The organism is Bradyrhizobium lablabi, assembly GCF_018129385.1.
Classification (GTDB): domain Bacteria; phylum Pseudomonadota; class Alphaproteobacteria; order Rhizobiales; family Xanthobacteraceae; genus Bradyrhizobium; species Bradyrhizobium lablabi_C.
Map to the genome: position 1 here is coordinate 58,486 of NZ_JAFCLN010000005.1, position 21,487 is coordinate 79,972.

Genomic DNA, 21,487 nt, shown 5'->3' on the forward strand with positions numbered 1-21,487 from the left:
GATATCGCACCGCCCTCGCGGCGACAACGTCTGATTGGGCATGGTCCTTGTGATGGATTGCGCCGTCTTTCGACGCTGCTAAAGTTTCCGTGAACGGAAATTCCATGTCGGCCGGCGGGCCGCAGAAAGACTTTTGATGAACGATCATACGCGGCTTCGCGACGGCCATGTGCCGCGCGCGGCCCCGGCGGGGTTGGTTGCGGCACCGGCGGAAACCGGTGTTTATGCTGCGCTCGATCTCGGCACCAACAATTGCCGGCTGCTGATCGCGTGCCCGACCGCGGACGGGTTTCGCGTGGTCGATTCCTTCTCGCGCATCATCCGCCTCGGCGAGGGCATCTCCTCGACCGGATCGATCAGCGAAGCTGCGATCGAGCGCGCGATTGCGGCGCTGTCGATCTGTAGCGACAAGATCAGGTATCGCAAGGCGAGGCGCTTGCGGCTGATCGCGACCGAAGCCTGCCGCGCCGCCGCCAATGCCGAGCAGTTTCGCGATCGTGTGGCGGCCGAGACCGGCATCAGGCTGGAAGTGATCGACCGCGAGACCGAGGCAACGCTGGCTGTGATCGGCTGCTCGCCGCTGCTCGATCCCAGGGGTCGCGGCGCCATCCTGTTCGATATCGGCGGCGGTTCCACCGAACTGGTGCGGATCGAGCGCGATCCCGACGAGCCAAATCCGATGCCGCGCATCAAAGCCTGGATGTCGATCCCGCTCGGCGTGGTCTCGCTCGCCGAGCATTTTGGCGGGCGGGATGTCACTCCCGAATCCTACGCGACGATGGTGGCGGAGGTTGCGCAATATGTCGCGCCGTTCGCGGCCGAGCAGGGCGCGGACTTGCGTGACATGCATATGCTGGGCACATCGGGCACCGTGACGACATTGGCCGGCATCCACCTTAATCTTGCGCGCTACGACCGCCGCCGCATCGACGGCATCTGGATGAACGATGCGGATATTTCCGCGACCGTCACAAAGCTGCTGGGCATGAGCTACCAGGAGCGCGCCAATAACAGTTGCATTAGCATCGAGCGCGCCGACCTTGTGCTGGCGGGCTGCGCCATCCTCGATGCGATCCGCAACGCGTTCCCGCTGCCGCGGCTGCGCGTCGCCGACCGCGGCCTGCGCGAGGGCATGCTGGTCGAGATGATGCGCGAGGACGGCGTCCTCAGGGCGTGCTAGGCATTGGCCGTCCGGGCCTTCATCCTTCGAGACGCGGCTGCGCCGCTCCTCAGGATGAGGTCTCAGACCCTCATGGTGAGGAACGCGGCGCCGCCGCGCGTCTCGAACCACGAGGCCGTCCTCCATCAGACGAAACTGACAATGGCGAAAGACACCACCGGACGGCTGCATGTCCAGGTCAAGACCGGCGGCAAGCGCAAGCTGTCCTCCAAGCTATGGCTGGAACGCCAGCTCAACGATCCCTATGTCGCGAAGGCCAAGCGCGAGGGATATCGCTCGCGCGCGGCCTACAAGCTGCTGGAGATCGACGACAAATATCGCCTGCTGAAGCCGGGCATGGCCGTGGTCGATCTCGGCGCCGCGCCCGGCGGCTGGAGCCAGATCGCGGCCAGACGCGTCGGCTCGGCCGAAGGCAAGGGAAAGGTGATCGCGATCGATCTGCTCGAGATGGGCGAGATCCCCGGCGTCACGTTTGCGCAGCTCGATTTTCTCGCTGAGGATGCTCCGGCACGGTTGCTGGAGATGATGGACGGGCGCGCCGACGTCGTGATGTCCGATATGGCTGCCAACACGACCGGCCATCGCAAGACCGATCAGCTCCGGATCGTCGGCCTTGTGGAAGCTGCTGCATTGTTCGCCAGCGAAGTGCTCAATCCCGGCGGTACGTTCCTCGCAAAGGTGTTTCAGAGCGGGGCGGATGCTGAATTGCTCGCACAGTTGAAGCGGGATTTTGCCAGCGTCCGGCACGTCAAGCCGGCTTCGAGCCGGCAGGATTCTTCGGAGCGCTATGTGCTGGCGATGGGGTTTCGCGGCGGCGCTTGAGCAGGCCGCTACTGCACCACCCGCTCGAGGCTGACGGTGCACATGCCGTTGCAGCCGATTTCCTTCGAGGCCGGCGGCGTCAGATCGACTTCGCGGCGCGGCCAGAACCGGCGGTGCGGACCTCGGTCGGCGACAACGCATTCGACTGATTTCCCGTTGGCGACATTGGTCACGCGAAGCCGCTGGCCGAGCGGCTCCAGCATGTGGGCGCAGACCTTGTCGCGATAGGGACGGATTCGTTTTCCGTCCGCGCCTTTGGTGTCGTAGAACTCGGTGGCGACGCCGCCATAGGGCGGCGGCTTGATCCGGGTGAGCCACAGTTCCTCGAACGTCTGCGCAAGTGGCGGACAGCGTCAACTCTGAGAGCGTGAGCGCGATGCCGAGTCTCATGCGGCAATTGTGCCGGTTCCTTGCAGGCGGGATCGTGGCGGCACCGCGCCGATTGTTCGGCTGAATCGGGAAGGTTGTGGCGCTCTATCTTTTTGTTTGAGCATGATCTCCGCGCAAACGCTTCGCGTTTGTCGCGAGGGAAAAACCGGTACCCACTTTTCCGGATCATGCTCTAGCCGAGCCGCTGGTCGCGCGCGTCGTGGGTTTCTTCGCTCGCATGTTTGACCGCCGCGCTCGCCTTCGCGCTTGCCGAGCCTTTCCGGCTGGAAATCTCCACCGCCTTGCGCCCGGAGATTTCGTGGCCGGCATCGCCGGGCATCTGCCAGAAGAACCAGCTCGATGCCGCCGAGATGATCGAGACCACCACGAAGGCGGGCGGGAACATGCTGGCATCGAGCTCGGTGGCGTGGCGCCAGAGCATCGTCGTTTCCACCGAGAAGGCGCCGACCGCGACGCCGGCGGAAATCGCAAGCTGCTGGTTGACGCTGACCAGCGTGGTGGCGCGGCTCATCTGCGCGGCCTCGACCTCGGCATAGGCGACGGTGTTGATGGCGGTGAATTCGAGGGAGCGGAAGAAGCCGCCGACGACCAGGATGATCATGATCAGCAGCAGCGGCGTGTTGATCGTGAACAGCGCGCAGGCCGCGAGGAAGATCGTGCTGATCAGCGCATTCGCCGTCATCATGTTGCGAAAGCCGAAGGTGCGGATGATCCGCGCGGCCAGCGTCTTCATGCCCATCGCGCCGACGGCTGATGCAAACGTCACAAGTCCGGACTGGAAGGGCGACAGGCCGAAGCCGACCTGCATCAGCAGCGGCAGCAGGAACGGCAGCGCGCCGATGCCGAGCCGGAACAGGAAGCCGCCGATGATCGCGGCGCGCAGCGTCGGCAGCCGCAGCAGGGAAAAATCGAGCACCGGCGATCCGGTTCGCCGCGCATGCCTCACGTACAGCGTCATCGAGATCGAGCCGACGCCGACCAGCGCCGCGATCACCTCCCACGGCAGCAGGTTGAGGCCGGCGACCGAAAGTCCGAAGGCGATGCCGGCAAGCCCGATGCCGGCGAGCACGAGGCCGTAGAGATCGAAGCGCTCCGGGTCCTCGCTCTTGATCGGGTCGATGTATTTCAGCGCCAGGAAGATGCCGAGCAGCCCGATCGGGATGTTGATCAGGAAGATCCAGTGCCAGGAGGCATACGTCGTGATGAAGCCGCCGAGCGGCGGCCCGATCACCGGACCTATCAGCGCCGGGACCGTCACCCAGGCCATCGCATTGACCAGCGCGCTCTTGTCGACCGACCGGAGCAGCACCAGTCTGCCCACCGGCGTCATCATCGCCCCGCCGAGGCCCTGCACGATGCGAGCGATGACGAAATGCGTCACCGATTGCGACAGCGCGCAGCCGATCGATCCCAGCATGAACACGCCGACAGCGATCGCAAATACCAGGCGAGGGCCGAACCGGTCGGCGGTCCAGCCGCTCGCCGGGATGAACACCGCGAGCGACAGCAGATAGGATGTGATGGCGAGCTTGAGCGTCAGCGGACTGGTGCCGATGTCGGCCGCGATCGCCGGCAGCGAGGTCGCAATCACCGTCGAGTCCATGTTTTCCATGAACAAGGCGGTGGCGACGATCAGCGGGATCAGGCGTTGCTTGTCCATCGGGGAAGGGCCGGAAGAGGAAGATGACGGCGCTGTAACACCCAACCGTCATACAGGCTATTGCGGAAGCAGCTAAGCTTCCTAAATCCGGTGTGACGTGTGCCTGACGCATGGGTCACTGGAGACGGGACATGATTTACATCCTCGCTGCGCTACTTCCGCCGCTTGGGCTCTTGCTGAACGGGCAGCCGTTTTCGGCGATCCTCAATCTCGTCCTGATCGTGATTTGCGTGATTTTGGCGCTGTTTTTCCCCGTTCTGCTGCTGGTGCCGTCGGCGCATGCGCTGATCGCGGTCCACATGAAGCGCGAGGACCGCCGCCACCGCGAGGTGGTGGAAGCCATCCGCCAGCATGGGCCGCCGCCGGGCTATCAGCGCTGACGCCGGCTGAGACCGGGTGATCGGCGCTGGCCGAGGCCGCGAAAAGCAAAAATTCTGTGCATGGCAGGCAAACGCTTTGATTCGGCGTTCGGCCATGCTATCGACCCGCGTCAACCCCACCGATGGGCCTCGATTCGACGGCAGCGTGCCAGCGCAGCCGAAGGCGGCGTTCATCTCCAGTGATATGCGGCGGACCGCCGCCGAAAGGAGTTGGCAATGGCGCAGGGATTTCCGGCGATCCGCGAGGCCTTTACGTTCGACGACGTCCTGCTGAAGCCCGGCCTGTCGGACGTGCTGCCCTCCGAAGTCGACATCCGCTCCTACGTTACCCGCGCGATCCCGCTCAACATTCCGATCATCGCTTCCGCGATGGACACCGTGACCGAAGCGCGGATGGCAATCGCGATGGCGCAGTCCGGCGGCGTAGGTGTCATACACCGCAATTTCGATCCGGAGGGGCAGGCCGCCCAGGTGCGGCAGGTGAAAAAGTTCGAATCCGGCATGGTGGTCAATCCGCTGACCATCGGCCCCGATGCGACGCTGTCGGACGCGCTGGCGCTGATGAAGGACCACGGCATCTCCGGCGTCCCCGTGGTGACCGGCGCAAACAAGGGCACGCCGGGCAAGCTGGTCGGTATCCTGACCAACCGCGACGTTCGTTTTGCTACCAATCCGTCGCAGAAGGTCAGCGAACTGATGACGCACGAAAACCTCGTCACGGTTCGTGAAGGCGTGAGCCAGGACGAGGCGAAGCGGATGCTGCATCAGCACCGGATCGAAAAGCTCGTTGTGGTCGACGATCAATACCGCTGTGTCGGCCTGATCACTGTCAAGGACATGGAAAAGGCGGTCGCCCATCCGCTCGCCTGCAAGGACGCGCAGGGCCGGCTGCGGGTGGCGGCGGCAACGACCGTCGGCGAGGGCGGCTTTGAGCGCACCGAACGGCTGATCGATGCCGGCGTCGATCTCGTCGTGGTCGACACCGCGCACGGCCATTCCTCGCGCGTGCTGGAAGCCGTCAACCGCATCAAGCAGCAATCCAACGCGGTGCAGGTCATCGCCGGCAATATCGCCACCAGAGACGGCGCGCAGGCGCTGATCGATGCCGGCGCCGACGCGATCAAGGTCGGCATCGGGCCCGGCTCGATCTGCACCACGCGCATCGTCGCCGGTGTCGGCGTGCCGCAGCTCACCGCGATCATGGATGCGGTCGAGGCAGCGAAGAAGGCGAGCGTGCCTGTTATCGCCGACGGCGGCATCAAATATTCCGGCGATCTCGCCAAGGCGCTCGCCGCCGGTGCCGATATCGCCATGGTCGGCTCGCTGCTGGCCGGCACCGACGAGACGCCGGGCGAAGTGTTTTTGTGGCAGGGCCGTTCCTACAAGGCCTATCGCGGCATGGGCTCGGTCGGCGCGATGGCGCGCGGCTCGGCCGACCGTTACTTCCAGCAGGACATCAAGGACACCCTGAAGCTCGTGCCGGAGGGCATCGAGGGGCAGGTGCCCTACAAGGGTCCGGTCGGCAACGTGATGCACCAGCTCGCCGGCGGCCTTCGTGCGGCGATGGGCTATGTCGGCGCGCGCAATCTCACGGAATTCCACGACAAGGCGGAGTTCGTCCGCATCACCGGCGCAGGCCTGCGCGAAAGCCACGTGCACGACGTCACGATCACGCGCGAAGCCCCGAACTATCCGGGCGGCGTGTAATTTTTTAGCATTCGGGGGCGGTCCGCAGGACCGAACCCGGAATCTAGAGATTCCGGGTTCGATGCTTCGCATCGCCCCGGAATGACGTCGGCTGGATTGCGTGCTTGCGTTCCTTCTCGTAATGACGAGACAACCACAATCCGAGGAGACAACCCATGCCCCAGGGCAAGCGCGTCGTTCTGGCTTCCCGTCCCGTCGGCGAGCCGAAGCCGACCGACTTCCGCATCGAGGAATATGCCGTACCGACGCCGGGCGCAGGCGAGGTGCTGCTCCGCACGATCTGGCTGTCGCTCGATCCCTACATGCGCGGGCGCATGAGCGACGGGCCGTCCTACGCACAGCCGGTGCCGATCAACGGCGTGATGGAAGCCGGCACGGTGAGCGAGGTGGCCGCTTCCAACAATCCGGCCTTCGCCAAGGGCGACATCGTGCTGTCGCGCGCGGGCTGGCAGACGCATGCGATTTCCAGCGGGCAGGGGCTGGCGAAGATCGATCCGAAAATCGCGCCGATCTCGACGGCGGTGGGCGTGCTCGGCATGCCCGGGATGACCGCCTATACGGGGTTGCTCGACATCGGCAAGCCGCAGGCAGGCGAAACGGTGGTCGTCGCCGCGGCCTCCGGCGCGGTCGGCTCGGCGGTCGGGCAGATCGCCAGGATCAAGGGCGCGCGGGCCGTCGGCATCGCCGGCGGCAAGGACAAATGCGACTACGTCAAGGGCGAACTCGGGTTTGACGAGTGCCTCGACCACCGCGATCCGAACCTCGCCGCCAAGCTGAAGGAGGCTTGCCCGAAGGGGATCGACGTCTACTTCGAGAACGTCGGCGGCGCGGTGTTCGAGGCGGTATTCCCGCTGCTCAATGCATTCGCGCGCGTTCCGGTGTGCGGCCTGATCGCGCATTACAATGACACCCAGGCGGTGGCGCCGAAATGGGCGCCATCCCTGATGCGCGCGGTGCTGACCAAGCGGCTGACCATCCGCGGCTTCATCGTCAGCGACTTTGCCGCGCGTCACGGCGATTTCCTGCGCGACATGTCGCAATGGTTTCGCGAGGGCAAGCTGAAGCACAAGGAGTTCGTCACCGAGGGCCTCGACAACGCTCCCACCGCCTTCATGGGCCTGCTGAAGGGCGCCAATTTCGGCAAGCAGCTCGTGCGCGTCGGGCCGGACAGGGCGTAAGCCGCCTCTGCCGGCCGTCGCGCCTCGGCTGCTATTTCCAACCGTCGCGCGTTAGCGCGGTCCGGCCTCGAACTCGGCGAAGGCCCTGTCGGGCGGCGGAACCTCGATGCCGTCAGCCGAATATTCGGTGATCTTGTTCCGCAGGGTGCGCACGGACATTCCGAGCGTGCGTGCCGCTGCGGTTCGGTTACCGTGAGTGCTGGCGAGTGTCTCCAGCACGAGATCTCGTTCGACGTCCCGGACATGGAGTCCGACAAGCCACCGCGCCAGGCGGCGCCGCGACGTGCTGGAGATCGGCGAATGGGGATGATGTCGCAACATGACGATACTCCACTGTGCGAAGGAATCCCTGCCCCGCGACAGAGGACAGGAATGTGGTTAATGAATCCTTAATCGCCGGGAAATGGAACCCGCGGTGCGTGCCGACTTCCGCTGCCACGGGGAGAGGCTCCTAATCTTTCGAATTGGGGTGCAATAGTTCATCCAGCCAGACATTCGCCTGGCCCGGCGCGCGGACGTGGCGGACTTCAACACTGTCGGGCGCAAACCGGTATTCGACCAAGCCGGTCTCCTTGATGCCGATCACTTCCTGCATCTTGTCCGGTATGACGAAGCCGGCCGACGGCGACCAGACGTGACGGGTGTAGCCATAGGTGAAATCGCGGCGCTGGTGCACGTGGCCGCTGGCGATGAGCCGCAGGTCGATCTTGCCGAATATCTCGACCAGGTGCCCACGCACCGGCTGCGGTACGAAGCGGATCGCAGTGCCCGGCGTTTCCGGATCCGATGGCGTGTTGAGGAACAGCGGCTTGTGGAGGAACAGCGCGACAGGCTTTCCTTTCGCATCTGAAAGCTGCGTGGTGAGCCAATCCATCTGCTCGATCTCGCTCGGCAATCCTGTGTTCATGATCAGCGAGTTGAGACCGATGAAGTGCCAGCCGGCCGCTTCAAAACTCCAGCGGTCTTCGCCGAATACCGCGACGAAGGCATCGCGGTCTTTCTCGGTCGCCGGCTGCGTGGGCGGCGCGCCGACGGCGGTCGGATTGTCGCCGATGTCGTGGTTGCCGGGCAGATAGCGGCAGTTCACGGGTAGTGCCGCGTGCAGCTCCCTGGCGTATTCGAGATCGGCGCGGCTGGTCGGACCGTCCCAGCCGACGTCGCCGCTGTTGACGACGAGGTCGGGACGCGTCGTTGAAATATGCTCGCTCACGCGGTGGAAATTTTCGGTCAGGACCGGAAGGCGGCGGGCGAGGTGGGTATCGGAAATCTGGGTCAGGCGAAATTCGGACATGCACTATTCCTTTCGGCGTCACCGCTAGCAGTGTAGCGCGTCGAAATGGTGACAACAGCTTTTCGGAGCATCACAACGGGGGGTTGTTGGCTTTAGAACGCGGGAAATTTGTCGTTCCGTTTGAAACGTCGATTGAAGATCAGTGTCGTCCGGGTTCATGGCGCTGTCTCGCCGATGGCGAGCGAGCCATGAAACCGAAGCTGTTCTCGGCCGTTGATCGGAGAGTTGCTGAAACTGGTTCATTGTCACGGGCGGGCCTGCTCGCTATAGCGGGATGGCAATTTTGCTCCGGGGAACGGTCATGTCGGTTCAATGGGTACTGCTGCCGGTCTTTGTGCAGGTCGGTCTTACATTCTTCCTGCTGCTCTGGACGGCCGACGCGCGGCGCAATGCGCCGGCTCGTGGCGCGACCGGAGCGGCCCAGATCGCCGACCAGTTCGAGATACCGGTCCTGTTCTATGTGCTGATCGCGATCGCGCTGCCGTTGCGCCGTACTGATCTGGTTATTGTGTTGCTGTCCTGGGTGTTTGTGGTAACGCGGTTCGCCCATGCCGGGATATTCGTGACTTCCAACAATGGCAGGACTCGATCGCTCGCATGGCTCGCCGGCGCGCTTGTGCTGCTCGCGATGTGGATATATTTCGCGCTCAGGCTGCTCCTGCTGATCTGACAGCGCGCCAACCGAAAGCTTTCGATGACTCCTGCTGCAAGGCTGTCCGCGGCCATTGAGGTGATTCACACCATCGACGCCATGCGCATTCCGGCGGCGCAGGCGCTGAAGGAGTGGGGCACCTCGCACCGCTTTGCCGGCTCCGGCGACCGCGCCGCGATCGCCGGGCTGGTGTGGGACGTGCTGCGGCGGCGCTCGTCGAGCGCGTGGCTGATGGACGAGGATACACCGCGCGGGCGCGTGCTCGGCATGTTGAAGCTCGAGCGCGGTATGGATGCGGGTGCGATTGCCGCGCTGTGTGACGGCCGCTTTGCGCCGGAGCCGCTGAGCGAGGCCGAGCTGACGGCGCTGACATCGCGTTCGCTCGAAGACGCGCCTGCGCATATCGCCGGCGATTATCCGGAATGGCTGGATGCGCATCTTGCGGCGGTGTTCGGCGACGATCGCGTGGCGGAGGCGACCGCGATGGCCAGCCGCGCGCCGCTCGACCTGCGCGTCAATACGCTGAAGGCCAAGCGCGAGAAGGTGCTTTCCTCGCTGAAACATCTCGGCGCGGGGCCGACGCCGTGGTCGCCGATCGGCCTGCGCATCGGGCTTGGCGCGGATGCGCGCAATCCCGGCATTCATGCGGAAGAGGATTTTTTGAAGGGCGCGATTGAGGTGCAGGACGAAGGCTCGCAGCTTGCGGCGCTGTTCTCGGCGGCAAAGCCCGGCGAGCAGGTGATCGATCTGTGCGCCGGCGCGGGCGGCAAGACGCTGGCGCTCGCGGCGCAGATGCAGGGCAAGGGAAGGCTGATCGCGACCGATCATGACAAGCGCCAGCTCGCGCCGATCCACGAGCGGCTGTCGCGCGCGGGCGTGCACAATTGCGACGTGCGCACGCCAAAGGGCGAGGCCGATCCGCTCGCCGACATCAAGGCAACCGCCGACCTCGTGCTGATCGATGCGCCGTGCAGCGGCACCGGCACCTGGCGGCGCAATCCCGATGCGAAGTGGCGGATGCGGCCGGGCGCGCTGGAGGTGCGGCTGAAGGACCAGATCGAGGTGCTCGAGCGTGCGGCCGGAATGGTGAAGCCGGGCGGGCGGATCGCGTATATCACGTGCTCGGTGCTGCCGCCGGAGAATGGCGAGCAGGTACGCGGCTTCGTGGCGCGGCATCCGGAGTTTGCGCCTGTACCGCCGGAGGAGACCGCGAGCGTGCTGTGGGACAGGGCGGAGGATTTTGCCGCGGCGGCACTGCGGTCAGAAGAGGGCTGGCTGATGACGCCACGCCGCACGGGCACGGATGGGTTTTTTGTGTCGGTGCTGCGGAGGAAGTAGCGCGCGTCGCTCGCGCCTCAACCATTGTCGTCATCGCCCGGCTCGACCGGGCGATCCAGTACGCCGCGGCTTCTCGGTTCTATCATTGCCGTCTCTGGAATACTGGATCCCCGCCTGCGCGGGGATGACGAGTGAGTGTGTGTCAGCGTTCTCGCGACGCAATTTGCATCCGAGTCTTTCAAATTCATCGCGCCTCTAACGTAGAGGGCGCAGGGAATGCCGGGTGCGCGCTGCACCCGCGGTCTCGTGTGCCTGATGCGCAAGCAAAAAAGGCGCACACGAGCATACAGGTGAAGCGGAGGCAGTCCGACATCCCCTGCGCAATGGTGTTACGGCGTACTTCGTGCTCTCCCCGGTGGAGCGGGCTTGTTGTCACCGTCACCCCTGAGAAGCGGCAGCTTCTCACGAGCTTGACGCCAGCATCGCGGCGTCAGGACCACACGACTTGGCCGTACGCTCCGGCGTTTTCGTCCGCGCGATGTAACTCGCACTGACGCCAAAGCGTCCATCACTCCCTCAGCCCTACGGTTCGTGACGATCGCGAAGCGCCCCTCGTGTGGGCCGAGGATGCGCGGAGTAGTGCCAGTGATTTGCCCGACATGACCAGCGGAATATTTTTGTTTTTGGGCCTTGACATGATTTCCGAAAATCAGAATTGATTTGCCCGTCGTGTCGAATAGGTCACACATTCGTGCCGAGCCGTCATTGCGAGGAGCCCGCAATGACGGCAAAGCGGTCGCGCTCGCGGCCATCCTTCGAGACGCCCGCCTTTGGCGGGCTCCTCAGGATGAGGTCTTGTTTCGCGGTGAAATCCTAGACCCTCATGGTGAGGAGCGCAGCTTGCGGCGCGTCTCGAACCATGAAGGCCGGACTCGCTCACACGCGCAAATGGGTCTTATGCTAGCCCTGCGGAATGACGGCAGGGCCTGTGGTGACTACCTGTTGAGCGCGACGTCCCGGAACGCATGCAGCAACGGCTTCTCGAGCTTGCCGTGCATGCCCAGCAGGATGTCGTAGGCCTTTTGCCGGGACATGGTCGGCTTGTAGGTGCGGTGCTCGACCAAGGCCGCGAAGATGTCGGAGATCGTCAGGACCCGGACGAGATCGGATATGCCGGCGGCACAAAGCCCGTCGGGATATCCGCTGCCGTCGAGATATTCGTGGTGATGCCGGACGGCGTCGAGGATTTCCGGCGAGATTCCCGGGCTTTCCTTCAGCACGTCGTAACCGACGACGGGGTGAGTTTCGATCAGCGCACGTTCCCGGTCGTCGAGACGCGCGGGTTTGTCCAGCACCGTGAGCGGAATTTTCGCCTTGCCGATGTCGTGGAACATGGCGGCGGAAGACAACCGCTCGACGTCGGCCTTCGACAGGCCGAGGCTCAAGCCAAAATCGACGGCGATGCCCGTCACCAGAAGGCAGTGCTGAAAGGTTCCCTCGTGATGGCGGCGAACGGTGCTGAGCCAATCGGACAGGCCGTTTTCGGCGACACTGTCAGCGATCCTGCTGCCGGCGTCCCTGGTGCCGGCGATATCCACGGCGGTGCCGTTCAGCGCGGCGGAGAACATCGCCGCAATGCTGGCCGAGCCGGCGGAGGCCGCCTCCTGACTGCCGCCGGACTCAGGTGGGACAGCAGAGACGGCTTGAGCCTCGGTGTCGGCCAGCCTTGCGAGCAGTTGTTTCTGGTTGACGGGATTGCTCAGCACGTGCGTCGCGCCAAGCGCATAGGCCTGAACCACCGAGAGGCGTCCCGTGCCGTCAATCAGGAAAACCCGCTTGGGAACGCGGGCCAGCCGCGCAGATATCGCTTTCAGCGCGGCAATATTCTCAACGACGGTCAAATCCGCCGCGACGACGATCGACTCGAGCTTGCCGCGCGGGATGCTGGCCGTGTTGAGCAGCTCGGACGTGATCACGTAGCGCTGCTCGAGCATCGTACGCAGTACGGCAACCTTGGCATGAACATCGGCTACGACGTGAACGGACATGGACTATCTTCTGTGTCGAACCCTGGGCAGGTTCTGACGCTGCGTGAGAAAGCGATCGAGACGGCTACAGAGGTCGTGCGCGATCTCCTCGTTCAATTCGAACTGCACCGTCGCTGCGGCGGTGCCGATCTGGACGATGCCGCTGAGAGGTTCGGTCGACCTGGTCGATACCGCAACCTCGGTGATTCTGTGAATGTCGCGCATGGAAAATGTCCTCACGTTCTGAATGCGTCGTTTTGTTCGAAAGTTTGCGGCAATCGCGCCCACAGATCCTGATCGCAGGACAATTCGTCACCCTGCGATATCCGGTTGAGCCATAGCAGCGCCTCGCGCGCGCCGAGCCGGATGATCCTGTCCTTTGGCTCCGCGAGATCGTCCGACAGATAAAGGATGAAACCGCAATGCTCGTCGCGGAACAGCGCTTGCCGTGCGTTGCCCGGCGCGAGAGTCTGGTCGTCGAGAAAGGAAATCGTTCGAGAAAAAATCATTTGCATATGTGGCATCTCCGATGCGCTGGAAACGGTACGCACGCGTTACCTGCCGCCGACTGTGCCTCTCCTTTTCTTTTTCTCCGCCACGACAAAGCGTACGCCCACCGTATTGCCGTCGACCCGAACCAGTTCGCAGCGGCGGAAGGCGAGACCGGTGGAGGAAAGCAGCAGGAAGAACTCGCCGGCCTGGAGCACCTCGAGGGAGCCTTCCACTTCGAGCCTGGCGCCGGTGGCGGAGACGTCGAGCAGCGCGCACCTTCGCCGCCAGGTGCCGTCGACGCCCATGAGATTCACCTCATAGCGGTGCTCCAGATAGACGCGGTCTGATTTTCGATTACCCCAGCTCATGTCTGAGCCCCGGAGCCGTTGTCTGCGCTTTCGATCAGACCGAGCTTGGCGGCAAAGTCTGCTGCCGGGTCGAAGCGGATGGTCCATTGCGCGATCGAAAGGGGAAGGGCTTCGAACGCGTCCCGGCGCCGTGCCATTTCCTGCGGCGGAAGGCGCGTTGCGTTCTTGCGGTGGGACAGCACCGCCTGCGTCGTGTTCCAGTTCAGCCGCGATGCGCGGCAGGCGATCATCAGGCCGTAACCGTCGCTTTGCTCGATCAGCGGCTCGATGATGTCGGGTTCGACGGTCGCGAGCAGGGACAGCGCGGCCACCAGGTTTTGACGTTCCTGTCGGACGGCAAAACGATTCACCGCCTGGTCGGCCAGCTTGCCCTCGTTGTTGAGCGCGAGGACGACGGCTTTCGCTTCGGAATAGTCGATCGGCTCGCGCGGATTGCTGCCCGCTTCGGGCCCGTTGCGTTGGCCGGCCGGCCGCATTGCGCCGCGTGCCTGGGCCGGCGCGAGTGTCAGAAGCCTCGTGCGGACCGGCTTTGCTGCTCTTGCGAACAGTTCGTCGAGCAGGGCGGCCGGCGTGTCCGGCCGGCTTGCCAGGGAATCCGCGATGGCCTCGTCGCGCTCAGCGCGAGCGGCCAATGTCGAATAGCCCGGATCGGAAAACCGCGCGCCGGGATTGCCTGCAAGGGCGCGGCAGACATTGGTGTCGGCCCGCATCAGCAGGGCGTCGGTGAGCGCGGTGCCGAGATCCGTGCGGTTCGCGATGGCCAAAAGATGTTGCTGACTGCGGCAGGCCGCGACCTCGATCAGATCGCCCTCGGAGAGGGATTGCGAATGGCGCAGAACGGGGGCGGCGACATCAGCTTCCTCGTGGCACGCAAGGCGGCGCGTTGCTTCTCTCGGCGCCAATGGCACCTCGGCGAGCATCGTGCTCAGGTGAATGAGGGTTTGCGTTTCGACCTGCTCCAGCAGGCAAAGCATCACGTCGTCAAAAATGTCGATCTGCCGCTCGTTCAGACGGGCGGCATCCGAGAGAAACAACCCGGTGACCTGCCGCAAAATCTCGACGCGGCGCGCGGGCGAGCCGCCTCGGACGGCCCCTTCCACTTCGGCAATAATGTCGCAAGCGATCGCAGGCATGGATGCGCGCCCGTTCTGGTTCGCAACGGAACGGCAATGTTCCCCCAGCGGAATTTCGCGCCCATTTCCTTAAGTTTTTTCATCAAGTTATAGCCGTGCAGGTGCTATAGTACCGCAATTTTGTCACAAAACGTTATCGAAATTCGGCAGATGCGCGCATTTGCACGTTGTGTTCGCAACGGAGCGACAGCCAACTGTGCCGACTGGGGATCTACCGAGAATCATTTGCGAGGAGGTCAACCAACGCCGCTTGACGGGCCTATCGACGGCGTCCCGGCGGGTATTTTTGAAGAAGAATTATGGGTCAGGCTATTGTGCCACTGGCGCCGAAGACATTTCGATTTACCGACGTTGATGAGTTCAGGAGCTCGGTGCGGCAACTGAACGTGGTGTTCACGCCGTTCGTGCGGAAGATCGCTGCCGAGCAAACCATTCTTACTCTGCCGGGATGCGACGTGAATTACACGAAGTCCTTCCCGCGGATTATCGACGCTCAACTTCGGCCGGACTGCACGGCCGTCGCCTTCACGATGGACGATGGCGTTCCGGTGCGCTTCAACGGCGTCGAGGAAGTGCTGCCGGCCATCGCGATCGGAACCGGGGGCTCGCAATATACCCAGGTGGAGAAGACCCCGAGGTCCTACACGTCGATCATTTTCAGTCCGGGCGTCGAGGATCGCGGCTGGATGGAAGGCGGACCGACCTGGCGATTTTATGTCGTCAGCGAGTCGGTGCTGCACAGGCTGCGCAACCTGGTGCTACAATTGCTTGCCGCGGCGTCCGAGTTTGCCGACGAGCCGGAAGGCGGCGTCCTTGCGATGGCCATGCGCGAGTCCCTGTTCGCAGCCGTCGACATGGCGTTCGCCGGCGTCGTTGCCACGCCGGAATACCTGCGCGCGAATTTCTCTTCGAAGTTCAAGGTATTTCGCGATGCGGAGGCGGCGATTGCCGAGCACTATGACAGCCCGATCTACAGCGGCGACATTGCACGCGAGATCGGGGTGTCGGTCCGCACGCTGCACGACGCGATCCTGCAATTTCGCGGCATGAGCCTGCATCGCTATCTGCGCCTGCGGCGGCTCTGGCTGGTGCGCCAACGTCTTCTTGCCGGCGCGGACAGCGTGAAAGCCGCAGCCCTTGCCTTCGGCTTCTGGCACCTCAGCGACTTCGCGCACAACTATTTGCTGCAATTCGGCGAAAGCCCGTCGGCCACGCTGGCCAGATCGCGCGCGTCGGGGTCATCCCCGACGCATTGATTATGGCAGTATTACTGACCTAATTGCATTTGTCCATGCCGCACAAAGCATGTGGGCCGTATGCCCTGTGCGGTTGCGACGCTGCGTCCCGTCGCGTATCTGCTTGCCATGACAGCAGCACAGAAAGCCCAGCAGTCGACGCCCCCGGTGGCCTCGGCGCATGACAAGATTCTGATTGTCGATTTCGGCAGTCAGGTGACGCAGTTGATCGCCCGCCGCGTGCGCGAGGAGGGCGTCTATTCCGAGATCGTGCCGTTCCAGAAGGCGGAAGCCGCCTTTGCCGAGATGAAGCCGAAAGCGGTGATCCTCTCGGGCGGACCGGAATCCGTGCACGAAGCCGGCTCGCCGCGCGCGCCGCAGGCGATTTTCGACTCGGGCGTGCCGGTGCTCGGCATCTGCTACGGCCAGATGACGATGGCGGCGCAACTCGGCGGCGAGGTCGAGGGCGGGCATCACCGCGAATTCGGCCGCGCCGATCTCGAGGTGAAGACCGCGAGCAAGCTGTTCGACCAGACCTGGTCGATGGGCGAAAAGCACCCGGTGTGGATGAGCCATGGCGACCGCATCACAAAGATGCCGCCGGGATTTTCGGTGGCCGGCGTCTCGCCGAACGCGCCGTTCGCGGTCATCCAGGACGAGAAGCGGAAATATTACGGGCTGATGTTCCATCCCGAGGTGGTGCACACGCCCGACGGGGCAAAACTGCTGCGCAATTTCGTGCGCAAGGTGGCGGGCCTGGCCGGCGACTGGACCATGCGCGCCTTCCGCGAGGAGGCGATCGAAAAGATCCGCGCGCAGGTCGGCAAGGGCAGGGTGATCTGCGGCCTGTCGGGCGGCGTGGATTCCGCCGTCGCCGCCGTGCTGATCCACGAGGCGATCGGCGACCAGCTCACGTGTGTGTTCGTCGACCACGGCCTGTTGCGGCTGGACGAAGCCAAGACGGTCGTCGACCTGTTCCGGCATCACTACAACATCCCCTTGGTTCACGTTGATGCCTCGAAGCAATTTCTGGGCGAGCTGGCCGGCGTTACCGACCCCGAAGTGAAGCGCAAGACGATCGGCCGGCTGTTCATCGACGTGTTCGATGCTGAGGCGAAAAAGATCGGCGGCGCCGAATTCCTGGCGCAGGGCACGCTCTATCCTGACGTGATCGAGAGCGTGTCGTTCACCGGCGGGCCTTCGGTGACGATCAAGTCGCACCACAATGTCGGCGGGCTTCCGGCGCGCATGAACATGAAGCTGGTCGAGCCCCTGCGCGAACTGTTCAAGGACGAGGTGCGCGTGCTCGGCCGCGAACTGGGCCTTCCCGAAATTTTTGTTGGCCGCCACCCATTCCCCGGCCCGGGCCTTGCCATCCGCTGCCCCGGCGACATCACCAGGGAAAAGCTCGACATCCTGCGCCAGGCCGATGCGGTCTACATCGACCAGATCAGGAAGGCCGGCCTCTACGACAAGATCTGGCAGGCCTTTGCCGTGCTGCTGCCGGTGAAGACGGTCGGCGTGATGGGCGACGGACGGACGTATGAGTACGTCGTCGGCCTGCGCGCGGTGACCTCCACCGACGGCATGACCGCGGATTTCTATCCGTTCGACATGAGTTTTCTGGGCGCGACCGCGACGCGGATCATCAACGAGGTGAAGGGTGTGAACAGGGTGGTGTACGACGTGACGAGCAAGCCGCCGGGGACGATTGAGTGGGAGTGAGGGGTGCCCATTGAGGACGTTCCGTCGTCGGGTGCTGTCCACCTCCCTAGCCAATCATCTCCTATCTTCCTTTCTTATACCCTGAACCATGGGCCCAACGTCGGCCTTTGCAGTTCTGAGAAATTTTGCAATTGCCTGCTGTGTGACGCCCGCTCGAGCCATGTCGCGCGCCGTGAGGCACTGAAGCAGTCTCACAGCCTCGCTTAGCAGTTCTTCAGCGGGCGTGGTCACCTTCGCCATTTTTCCTCCTACCTTCTGGTTTGAAATGTCTCAGGATGCGTGCCACGCGGTTTGTATCGACACCCGCTATGGCACGGATTGATGGTCGATTGAGTCCCGCCGCCGCGCATTGAACTATCAGCAGGTCAGTCAAAATATCGTCTGTGGTCTTCACCTTCTTCTTCGCCATCCCTCGGCCCTTCCTCTCGTCAGCTTTTTGATTCTCAGAATGTGATTTGCCATCGCCTTGATCGTGCAGACGCAATGAAAAGTGCGAGTTTGTGCTCTTACACCAGCGTCAGTTTTGCTGCGTTCACTCCATTGGCGGTAAAAAGAGCCGGCGTACCGACTTCGCTTAATGAGACCGACTCGATCGCAAGGACGCCCTGTTCGAAAGACGACTTCAGTGACTGGCCACTGGCGATTCCACCGTAGAATTTTGTAGCAAAGGCAACCGCACCTACGTCGCTAATTGAGTCCTGCATGACCACGATGGCTTTTGCCGAGGGCAGCAGCGCGCTGCGGGCGCCAGCACTGCTACAGGCATTCAATACAACCACGTCTGGCGGTGTGTCAGTTGCGCGAAAGGCTCTACCCAGCGTCTCGAAACTCACGAACTGCCGCTTAATACGCTTAATGCCGCCGTCGTCCGCCGCTAGCCCAGAGGTGTTTCCATGGCCCGAAAAGTGCACGACGCGGGGCCTGTGATCGTTGAGGCCGCGGATTATTGCGTCAAGGTTGGCGGCCGGCGACTGGTGCAATGCGATGTTGTCGCGGAATCGCGAACGGCGAATCTCCTCGGCAACCTTGCTAACCTCTGCATCTACCCGTAGTGCGTGCCTCTTAATTGGGTTCGCCATAAGATACAGAACGTCAAGCCGCTTCTTCCCTCGCAAAGCGCTGCGCGTAACGGCGTTCGTTGTAACAACTTTTATGACCTGATTTCGTTTGGTTGCTGTCTTCTTGGCAAGCGCCGGCTTGTCGGCAAATTTCATGATGTTTGATCGATGAGCACGGACATGCGGCTCTTTGCTGAACACGTAGTGGCTTCCGTCCGAAACGGAGCCGCCGTTCTTGTCTCGTAGTATCAGGCCGTAACGTGCAAGATAATCGAGTTGATTTTGGGCCTGCTGACTGTCACCGGCCTTCAGGCCAGTTGCTATCATCAATTGCTTCTTCGAACGAGCTTTGGACCCACGCCCATAGATCGCATCGAAAAGCTTCCGACGAATCTTGTTCTTGCCAAGATGCTTACCAAGCTGAATGCAGTTTTCCTCATAATTGCCCGACCAATCGACAACGGCGGTTCTGGCATTCATCGTTTCATCTCTTCTTCGCTGACATTTTCGGCGCCATCCGACTTACAGTCGGCTGGCTTACGCCCAAAATCTGCGCAAGCTGCGATTGCGAGAAACCTTTCTCGAGCATTTCGGCTAACTTGAGTTTGCGGATAATCTCGAGCTCTTTGAGAATTTGATCGGCCTGTTCCTCGGTCATGCCGACTCCGCTTGGTTCGTAAGGCGCCTATCTGCGATTTTTGCGATCTCCTTAGCGAAGCCCTTGGGAAACATTCGACTGAGCGTTGCCTCGCTAACGCCTAATGCTGCGGCGACGTGCTTCTGCTGGCAGCCCTGTGCAAGGGCGTTAAGAATTAGCATCATCTTGACCGCGCGAACCTCTTGGACGAGTTCACCATGGTCAGTCGGCTCCATAAAGAATCTCCGTATCTATTTCGATTTTGCGGGCTTCCGACTCTTTGACAGCGTGACGTTGACGTTGTTGGTAGTGGTCCCAAGGATGTCTGCTATCAGTATCGGACGAATGCCGGCGGCTGACAGAAACAGAATCTTATCCTTCGAAGACTCCATCGTGGCCGTTAGAGCCGCTGCCTGTAGCTTGATAAGAATATCGAGCCTTTCCAAGACTTCCTCGTTCACGAGCGCCACTCTCCAGCCTTCGATGCATTCCCTGTCGAGACGTGCAGCGGGAAACAGTTGCCGCCAAGCAGGACAGGTCCGCCTTGATTGAAGAGCAATGCTTATCGCTCCTCAGGTGAATAACGGGGCCACATATGGAGCGAAAATCGCAGAGTTCAAGGAGCGCGCTATTCAGGCTAACGCGGAGGTAATCGACCAATGTTATAAAGAGCGATGTAAGTATCTGATCTAAAATATAAAAAATTCCTTCTGAATTGCGGGTATTAATGTTGTGGATGAATGGATGAGCCGTCGATCTGGGCGATTCCCTAGCGACCGTCCTATCTATGGCGCGTGTTATCTCTTTTCCTTGCGGAGTCCGGCCAACTCTTTGCCGATGTGGCTCGCCGTCCGACCCAATACTTTTCCAATCTCGGTTTGCTCCATTCCTGCGCGGTCGAGAAATTCAACCTTTTTCTTCAGGGTGGAGTGTGATTCGGATTGCTCAAGAAGGAGTGCAATGATAACGCGCAGCAATTGATTCGTTGATTCGTTTTCTGACTTCATGACCGTTTCTTTTCCAAGGGGGCATGGCGCTTCAGGTTAGCTCGTAGGGTTGATCAGCCGAAGGCGTAATCCATCACGTTCTTTCGTCGAGATGCTACGAACGGCGGGTTACGCTTCGCTAACCTGCCCTACAGGCTCTCGTGATAGCGAGTTTCGCTATTATTGGGTCAGATCGAATAGTACGGCACCGCCACCTGCAGTGGCGATCTTGACGCAAGAATCAGGGGTGAGGTTAGAGACGATTTCGAGTCGGACGCCTTTGCGTTTGGCAATGCTGGCCAAACGCACCAACGTATCTGGCGTAAGACCGGTTACCCTTAGGCTTCCTCCAGCTTCTAAAATTCGAGCGCAGCTATCCGGCGTCAACATCGACGTTCCTCCAAAAAATGAGATGTTGACCATTCGCCTTTAGGTTGTCTAGACTAATTTCAGAAGATGCAAGGGCATGGGCTGAGCCTAGTGACTGAGGGCAAGCTCGTGGGGTGGATTAGCCGAAGGCGTAATCCACCACATTCGTTCGTCGAGTTGTATTCCCTGATGGCGGGTTACGCTTCGCTAACTCGCCCTACGTGCTCCTGTCGGAGCGGATCTAGCAACCGACAGGCGGAAGAGCTCGTAGGGCGGATTAGCCGGAGCCACACGCGTAAAACCGGTACCCACTTTTCCGGATCATGCTCCAATCTACTTCTGCCTGCCAACCTTGGCGCGTTCCTCGAACATCTTGTCGGTGATGTCCGACAGCACGCCGCCCAGCAACAGCTTGTTGGTGTAGAGCGGATGCGCGGCGGCGACGACGTCCCTGGCGCGGATGTTGATGTTGGCAACGTACTTGCGGACGAAGGGCGTGTCGGATCCGTACACCATGCGCGGAATGCCCGCCCACACCATGGCGCTCATGCACATCGGGCAAGCCTCCCCGGTGCCGTACATGGTCACGTGCTCCCAATCCTTGTTGCCGTGGCGCGAGATGTAGTCGTTCATCGCGACGACCTCGGAATGGTACATCGGGTTGGCGCTCATATTCACGACGCCTTCGCCGACGACCTCGCCATTGCGCTCGTCGACGATGACCGAGCCGAACGGCCGGCCCGGGTTGCGATTGGCCTGAGCGATCGCGAGCCGCATGTATTTCTCGTGCCTGGCGAGGTCAGCCGGGCTCACGCCGGTCGGCTTCGACCGTGTTTGCGCCTGCGCCGGCAGCGCGGCGAGCCCCGCTGCGGCGGCCGCTCCGGCAACGAAGGCGCGGCGGCAAGTGAACTGGGTCATG

The 21,487-nt window shown here is 62.2% G+C and carries 23 protein-coding genes; 9 read left to right on the top strand and 14 right to left on the bottom strand.

The features are described 5' to 3' along the window. Positions 1-136 precede the first annotated feature (136 nt). Together JQ628_RS12165 and JQ628_RS12170 are read left to right on the top strand one after the other, a co-directional pair. Positions 137-1,180, top strand: coding sequence for a Ppx/GppA phosphatase family protein (locus JQ628_RS12165; RefSeq protein WP_212222806.1), 1,044 nt, complete (start codon positions 137-139; stop codon positions 1,178-1,180). Between the two features lie 141 nt (positions 1,181-1,321). Then, positions 1,322-2,002 carry an RlmE family RNA methyltransferase gene (locus JQ628_RS12170; RefSeq protein WP_212222807.1) on the top strand — a complete coding sequence of 227 codons (681 nt, stop codon included), beginning with the start codon at positions 1,322-1,324 and terminating at the stop codon, positions 2,000-2,002. 8 nt (positions 2,003-2,010) lie between these two features. Here the strand turns inward: JQ628_RS12170 and JQ628_RS12175 are convergent, their stop codons facing one another. Then, positions 2,011-2,205, bottom strand: coding sequence for a septal ring lytic transglycosylase RlpA family protein (locus JQ628_RS12175; RefSeq protein ID WP_212222808.1), 195 nt, complete (start codon positions 2,203-2,205; stop codon positions 2,011-2,013). 359 nt (positions 2,206-2,564) lie between these two features. After that, positions 2,565-4,052: an MFS transporter gene (locus tag JQ628_RS12180; protein ID WP_212222809.1), complete on the bottom strand. Its 1,488-nt coding sequence runs from the start codon at positions 4,050-4,052 to the stop codon at positions 2,565-2,567. Positions 4,053-4,183: 131 nt separating this feature from the next. On the opposite strand from JQ628_RS12180, the gene JQ628_RS12185 reads away from it, so the two are divergent. The 3 genes from JQ628_RS12185 to JQ628_RS12195 all read left to right on the top strand — a co-directional run bounded on the left by JQ628_RS12185 (position 4,184) and on the right by JQ628_RS12195 (position 7,317). Beyond that, complete coding sequence (locus JQ628_RS12185; RefSeq protein ID WP_212222810.1) at positions 4,184-4,432, top strand: hypothetical protein; 249 nt, start codon at positions 4,184-4,186, stop codon at positions 4,430-4,432. Between the two features lie 216 nt (positions 4,433-4,648). After that, on the top strand, positions 4,649-6,139 hold the full coding sequence (guaB, locus tag JQ628_RS12190) for an IMP dehydrogenase (protein WP_212222811.1): 1,491 nt from the start codon (positions 4,649-4,651) through the stop codon (positions 6,137-6,139). 155 nt (positions 6,140-6,294) lie between these two features. Next, a complete protein-coding gene (locus JQ628_RS12195; RefSeq protein WP_212222812.1) occupies positions 6,295-7,317 on the top strand; it encodes an NADP-dependent oxidoreductase in 1,023 nt (340 codons plus the stop codon). Between the two features lie 51 nt (positions 7,318-7,368). On the opposite strand, the gene JQ628_RS12200 is transcribed toward JQ628_RS12195, so the two are convergent. Together JQ628_RS12200 and JQ628_RS12205 are read right to left on the bottom strand one after the other, a co-directional pair. Then, positions 7,369-7,638, bottom strand: a complete 270-nt coding sequence (locus tag JQ628_RS12200; RefSeq protein ID WP_212222813.1) for a helix-turn-helix domain-containing protein — start codon at positions 7,636-7,638, stop codon at positions 7,369-7,371. 130 nt (positions 7,639-7,768) lie between these two features. Then, positions 7,769-8,608, bottom strand: a complete 840-nt coding sequence (locus JQ628_RS12205; RefSeq protein ID WP_212222814.1) for a metallophosphoesterase family protein — start codon at positions 8,606-8,608, stop codon at positions 7,769-7,771. 301 nt (positions 8,609-8,909) lie between these two features. Between JQ628_RS12205 and JQ628_RS12210 the strand changes: the two genes are divergently transcribed. Both JQ628_RS12210 and JQ628_RS12215 read left to right on the top strand, forming a co-directional pair. Continuing rightward, entirely contained in the window at positions 8,910-9,278 is a 369-nt protein-coding gene (locus JQ628_RS12210) for an MAPEG family protein (RefSeq protein WP_212222815.1), read from the top strand. A gap of 24 nt (positions 9,279-9,302) precedes the next feature. Further along, the gene (locus JQ628_RS12215; protein WP_212222816.1) at positions 9,303-10,598 is read left to right on the top strand and encodes an RsmB/NOP family class I SAM-dependent RNA methyltransferase; all 1,296 of its coding nucleotides are present in this window, start codon (positions 9,303-9,305) and stop codon (positions 10,596-10,598) included. A gap of 935 nt (positions 10,599-11,533) precedes the next feature. Here the strand turns inward: JQ628_RS12215 and JQ628_RS12220 are convergent. Genes JQ628_RS12220 through JQ628_RS12240 form a run of 5 tightly spaced genes read right to left on the bottom strand, consistent with a single transcriptional unit; the run spans position 11,534 to position 14,477 of the window. Further along, a complete protein-coding gene (locus JQ628_RS12220) occupies positions 11,534-12,586 on the bottom strand; it encodes an HD-GYP domain-containing protein (RefSeq protein WP_212222817.1) in 1,053 nt (350 codons plus the stop codon). A gap of 3 nt (positions 12,587-12,589) precedes the next feature. Then, entirely contained in the window at positions 12,590-12,790 is a 201-nt protein-coding gene (locus JQ628_RS12225; protein WP_212222818.1) for a hypothetical protein, read from the bottom strand. Positions 12,791-12,801: 11 nt separating this feature from the next. Then, entirely contained in the window at positions 12,802-13,074 is a 273-nt protein-coding gene (locus JQ628_RS12230) for a hypothetical protein (protein WP_212222819.1), read from the bottom strand. Positions 13,075-13,119: 45 nt separating this feature from the next. Next, a complete protein-coding gene (locus JQ628_RS12235) occupies positions 13,120-13,425 on the bottom strand; it encodes a PilZ domain-containing protein (protein WP_212222820.1) in 306 nt (101 codons plus the stop codon). After that, on the bottom strand, positions 13,422-14,477 hold the full coding sequence (locus tag JQ628_RS12240) for a DUF2336 domain-containing protein (protein ID WP_212222821.1): 1,056 nt from the start codon (positions 14,475-14,477) through the stop codon (positions 13,422-13,424). Before JQ628_RS12240 ends, JQ628_RS12235 begins: the two co-directional genes overlap by 4 nt. A gap of 380 nt (positions 14,478-14,857) precedes the next feature. Between JQ628_RS12240 and JQ628_RS12245 the strand changes: the two genes are divergently transcribed. Together JQ628_RS12245 and guaA are read left to right on the top strand one after the other, a co-directional pair. Beyond that, positions 14,858-15,814: an AraC family transcriptional regulator gene (locus JQ628_RS12245; protein ID WP_212222822.1), complete on the top strand. Its 957-nt coding sequence runs from the start codon at positions 14,858-14,860 to the stop codon at positions 15,812-15,814. A gap of 108 nt (positions 15,815-15,922) precedes the next feature. Next, positions 15,923-17,518: a glutamine-hydrolyzing GMP synthase gene (gene guaA, locus JQ628_RS12250; RefSeq protein WP_212223145.1), complete on the top strand. Its 1,596-nt coding sequence runs from the start codon at positions 15,923-15,925 to the stop codon at positions 17,516-17,518. Between the two features lie 214 nt (positions 17,519-17,732). Here guaA and JQ628_RS12255 read toward each other — a convergent pair whose 3' ends face one another. The 5 genes from JQ628_RS12255 to JQ628_RS12275 all read right to left on the bottom strand — a co-directional run bounded on the left by JQ628_RS12255 (position 17,733) and on the right by JQ628_RS12275 (position 21,486). Further along, positions 17,733-17,927, bottom strand: a complete 195-nt coding sequence (locus JQ628_RS12255; RefSeq protein WP_212222823.1) for a hypothetical protein — start codon at positions 17,925-17,927, stop codon at positions 17,733-17,735. A gap of 97 nt (positions 17,928-18,024) precedes the next feature. After that, positions 18,025-19,056, bottom strand: coding sequence for a CHAT domain-containing protein (locus tag JQ628_RS12260; protein WP_212222824.1), 1,032 nt, complete (start codon positions 19,054-19,056; stop codon positions 18,025-18,027). Between the two features lie 4 nt (positions 19,057-19,060). After that, complete coding sequence (locus JQ628_RS12265) at positions 19,061-19,234, bottom strand: helix-turn-helix domain-containing protein (protein ID WP_212222825.1); 174 nt, start codon at positions 19,232-19,234, stop codon at positions 19,061-19,063. 776 nt (positions 19,235-20,010) lie between these two features. Then, a complete protein-coding gene (locus JQ628_RS12270; RefSeq protein WP_212222826.1) occupies positions 20,011-20,220 on the bottom strand; it encodes a hypothetical protein in 210 nt (69 codons plus the stop codon). Between the two features lie 681 nt (positions 20,221-20,901). Next, positions 20,902-21,486, bottom strand: a complete 585-nt coding sequence (locus tag JQ628_RS12275) for a nucleoside deaminase (protein WP_212222827.1) — start codon at positions 21,484-21,486, stop codon at positions 20,902-20,904. Between the last annotated feature and the right edge of the window lies 1 nt (position 21,487).

Coding starts and splice junctions, on each gene's coding strand:
- JQ628_RS12165 (WP_212222806.1), top strand. CDS start 137: ATGAACGATCATACGCGGCTTCGCGACGGCCATGTGCCGCGCGCGGCC.
- JQ628_RS12170 (WP_212222807.1), top strand. CDS start 1,322: ATGGCGAAAGACACCACCGGACGGCTGCATGTCCAGGTCAAGACCGGC.
- JQ628_RS12175 (WP_212222808.1), bottom strand. CDS start 2,205: ATGCTGGAGCCGCTCGGCCAGCGGCTTCGCGTGACCAATGTCGCCAAC.
- JQ628_RS12180 (WP_212222809.1), bottom strand. CDS start 4,052: ATGGACAAGCAACGCCTGATCCCGCTGATCGTCGCCACCGCCTTGTTC.
- JQ628_RS12185 (WP_212222810.1), top strand. CDS start 4,184: ATGATTTACATCCTCGCTGCGCTACTTCCGCCGCTTGGGCTCTTGCTG.
- guaB (WP_212222811.1), top strand. CDS start 4,649: ATGGCGCAGGGATTTCCGGCGATCCGCGAGGCCTTTACGTTCGACGAC.
- JQ628_RS12195 (WP_212222812.1), top strand. CDS start 6,295: ATGCCCCAGGGCAAGCGCGTCGTTCTGGCTTCCCGTCCCGTCGGCGAG.
- JQ628_RS12200 (WP_212222813.1), bottom strand. CDS start 7,638: ATGTTGCGACATCATCCCCATTCGCCGATCTCCAGCACGTCGCGGCGC.
- JQ628_RS12205 (WP_212222814.1), bottom strand. CDS start 8,608: ATGTCCGAATTTCGCCTGACCCAGATTTCCGATACCCACCTCGCCCGC.
- JQ628_RS12210 (WP_212222815.1), top strand. CDS start 8,910: ATGTCGGTTCAATGGGTACTGCTGCCGGTCTTTGTGCAGGTCGGTCTT.
- JQ628_RS12215 (WP_212222816.1), top strand. CDS start 9,303: ATGACTCCTGCTGCAAGGCTGTCCGCGGCCATTGAGGTGATTCACACC.
- JQ628_RS12220 (WP_212222817.1), bottom strand. CDS start 12,586: ATGTCCGTTCACGTCGTAGCCGATGTTCATGCCAAGGTTGCCGTACTG.
- JQ628_RS12225 (WP_212222818.1), bottom strand. CDS start 12,790: ATGCGCGACATTCACAGAATCACCGAGGTTGCGGTATCGACCAGGTCG.
- JQ628_RS12230 (WP_212222819.1), bottom strand. CDS start 13,074: ATGATTTTTTCTCGAACGATTTCCTTTCTCGACGACCAGACTCTCGCG.
- JQ628_RS12235 (WP_212222820.1), bottom strand. CDS start 13,425: ATGAGCTGGGGTAATCGAAAATCAGACCGCGTCTATCTGGAGCACCGC.
- JQ628_RS12245 (WP_212222822.1), top strand. CDS start 14,858: ATGGGTCAGGCTATTGTGCCACTGGCGCCGAAGACATTTCGATTTACC.
- guaA (WP_212223145.1), top strand. CDS start 15,923: ATGACAGCAGCACAGAAAGCCCAGCAGTCGACGCCCCCGGTGGCCTCG.
- JQ628_RS12255 (WP_212222823.1), bottom strand. CDS start 17,927: ATGGCGAAGAAGAAGGTGAAGACCACAGACGATATTTTGACTGACCTG.
- JQ628_RS12260 (WP_212222824.1), bottom strand. CDS start 19,056: ATGAATGCCAGAACCGCCGTTGTCGATTGGTCGGGCAATTATGAGGAA.
- JQ628_RS12265 (WP_212222825.1), bottom strand. CDS start 19,234: ATGACCGAGGAACAGGCCGATCAAATTCTCAAAGAGCTCGAGATTATC.
- JQ628_RS12270 (WP_212222826.1), bottom strand. CDS start 20,220: ATGAAGTCAGAAAACGAATCAACGAATCAATTGCTGCGCGTTATCATT.
- JQ628_RS12275 (WP_212222827.1), bottom strand. CDS start 21,486: ATGACCCAGTTCACTTGCCGCCGCGCCTTCGTTGCCGGAGCGGCCGCC.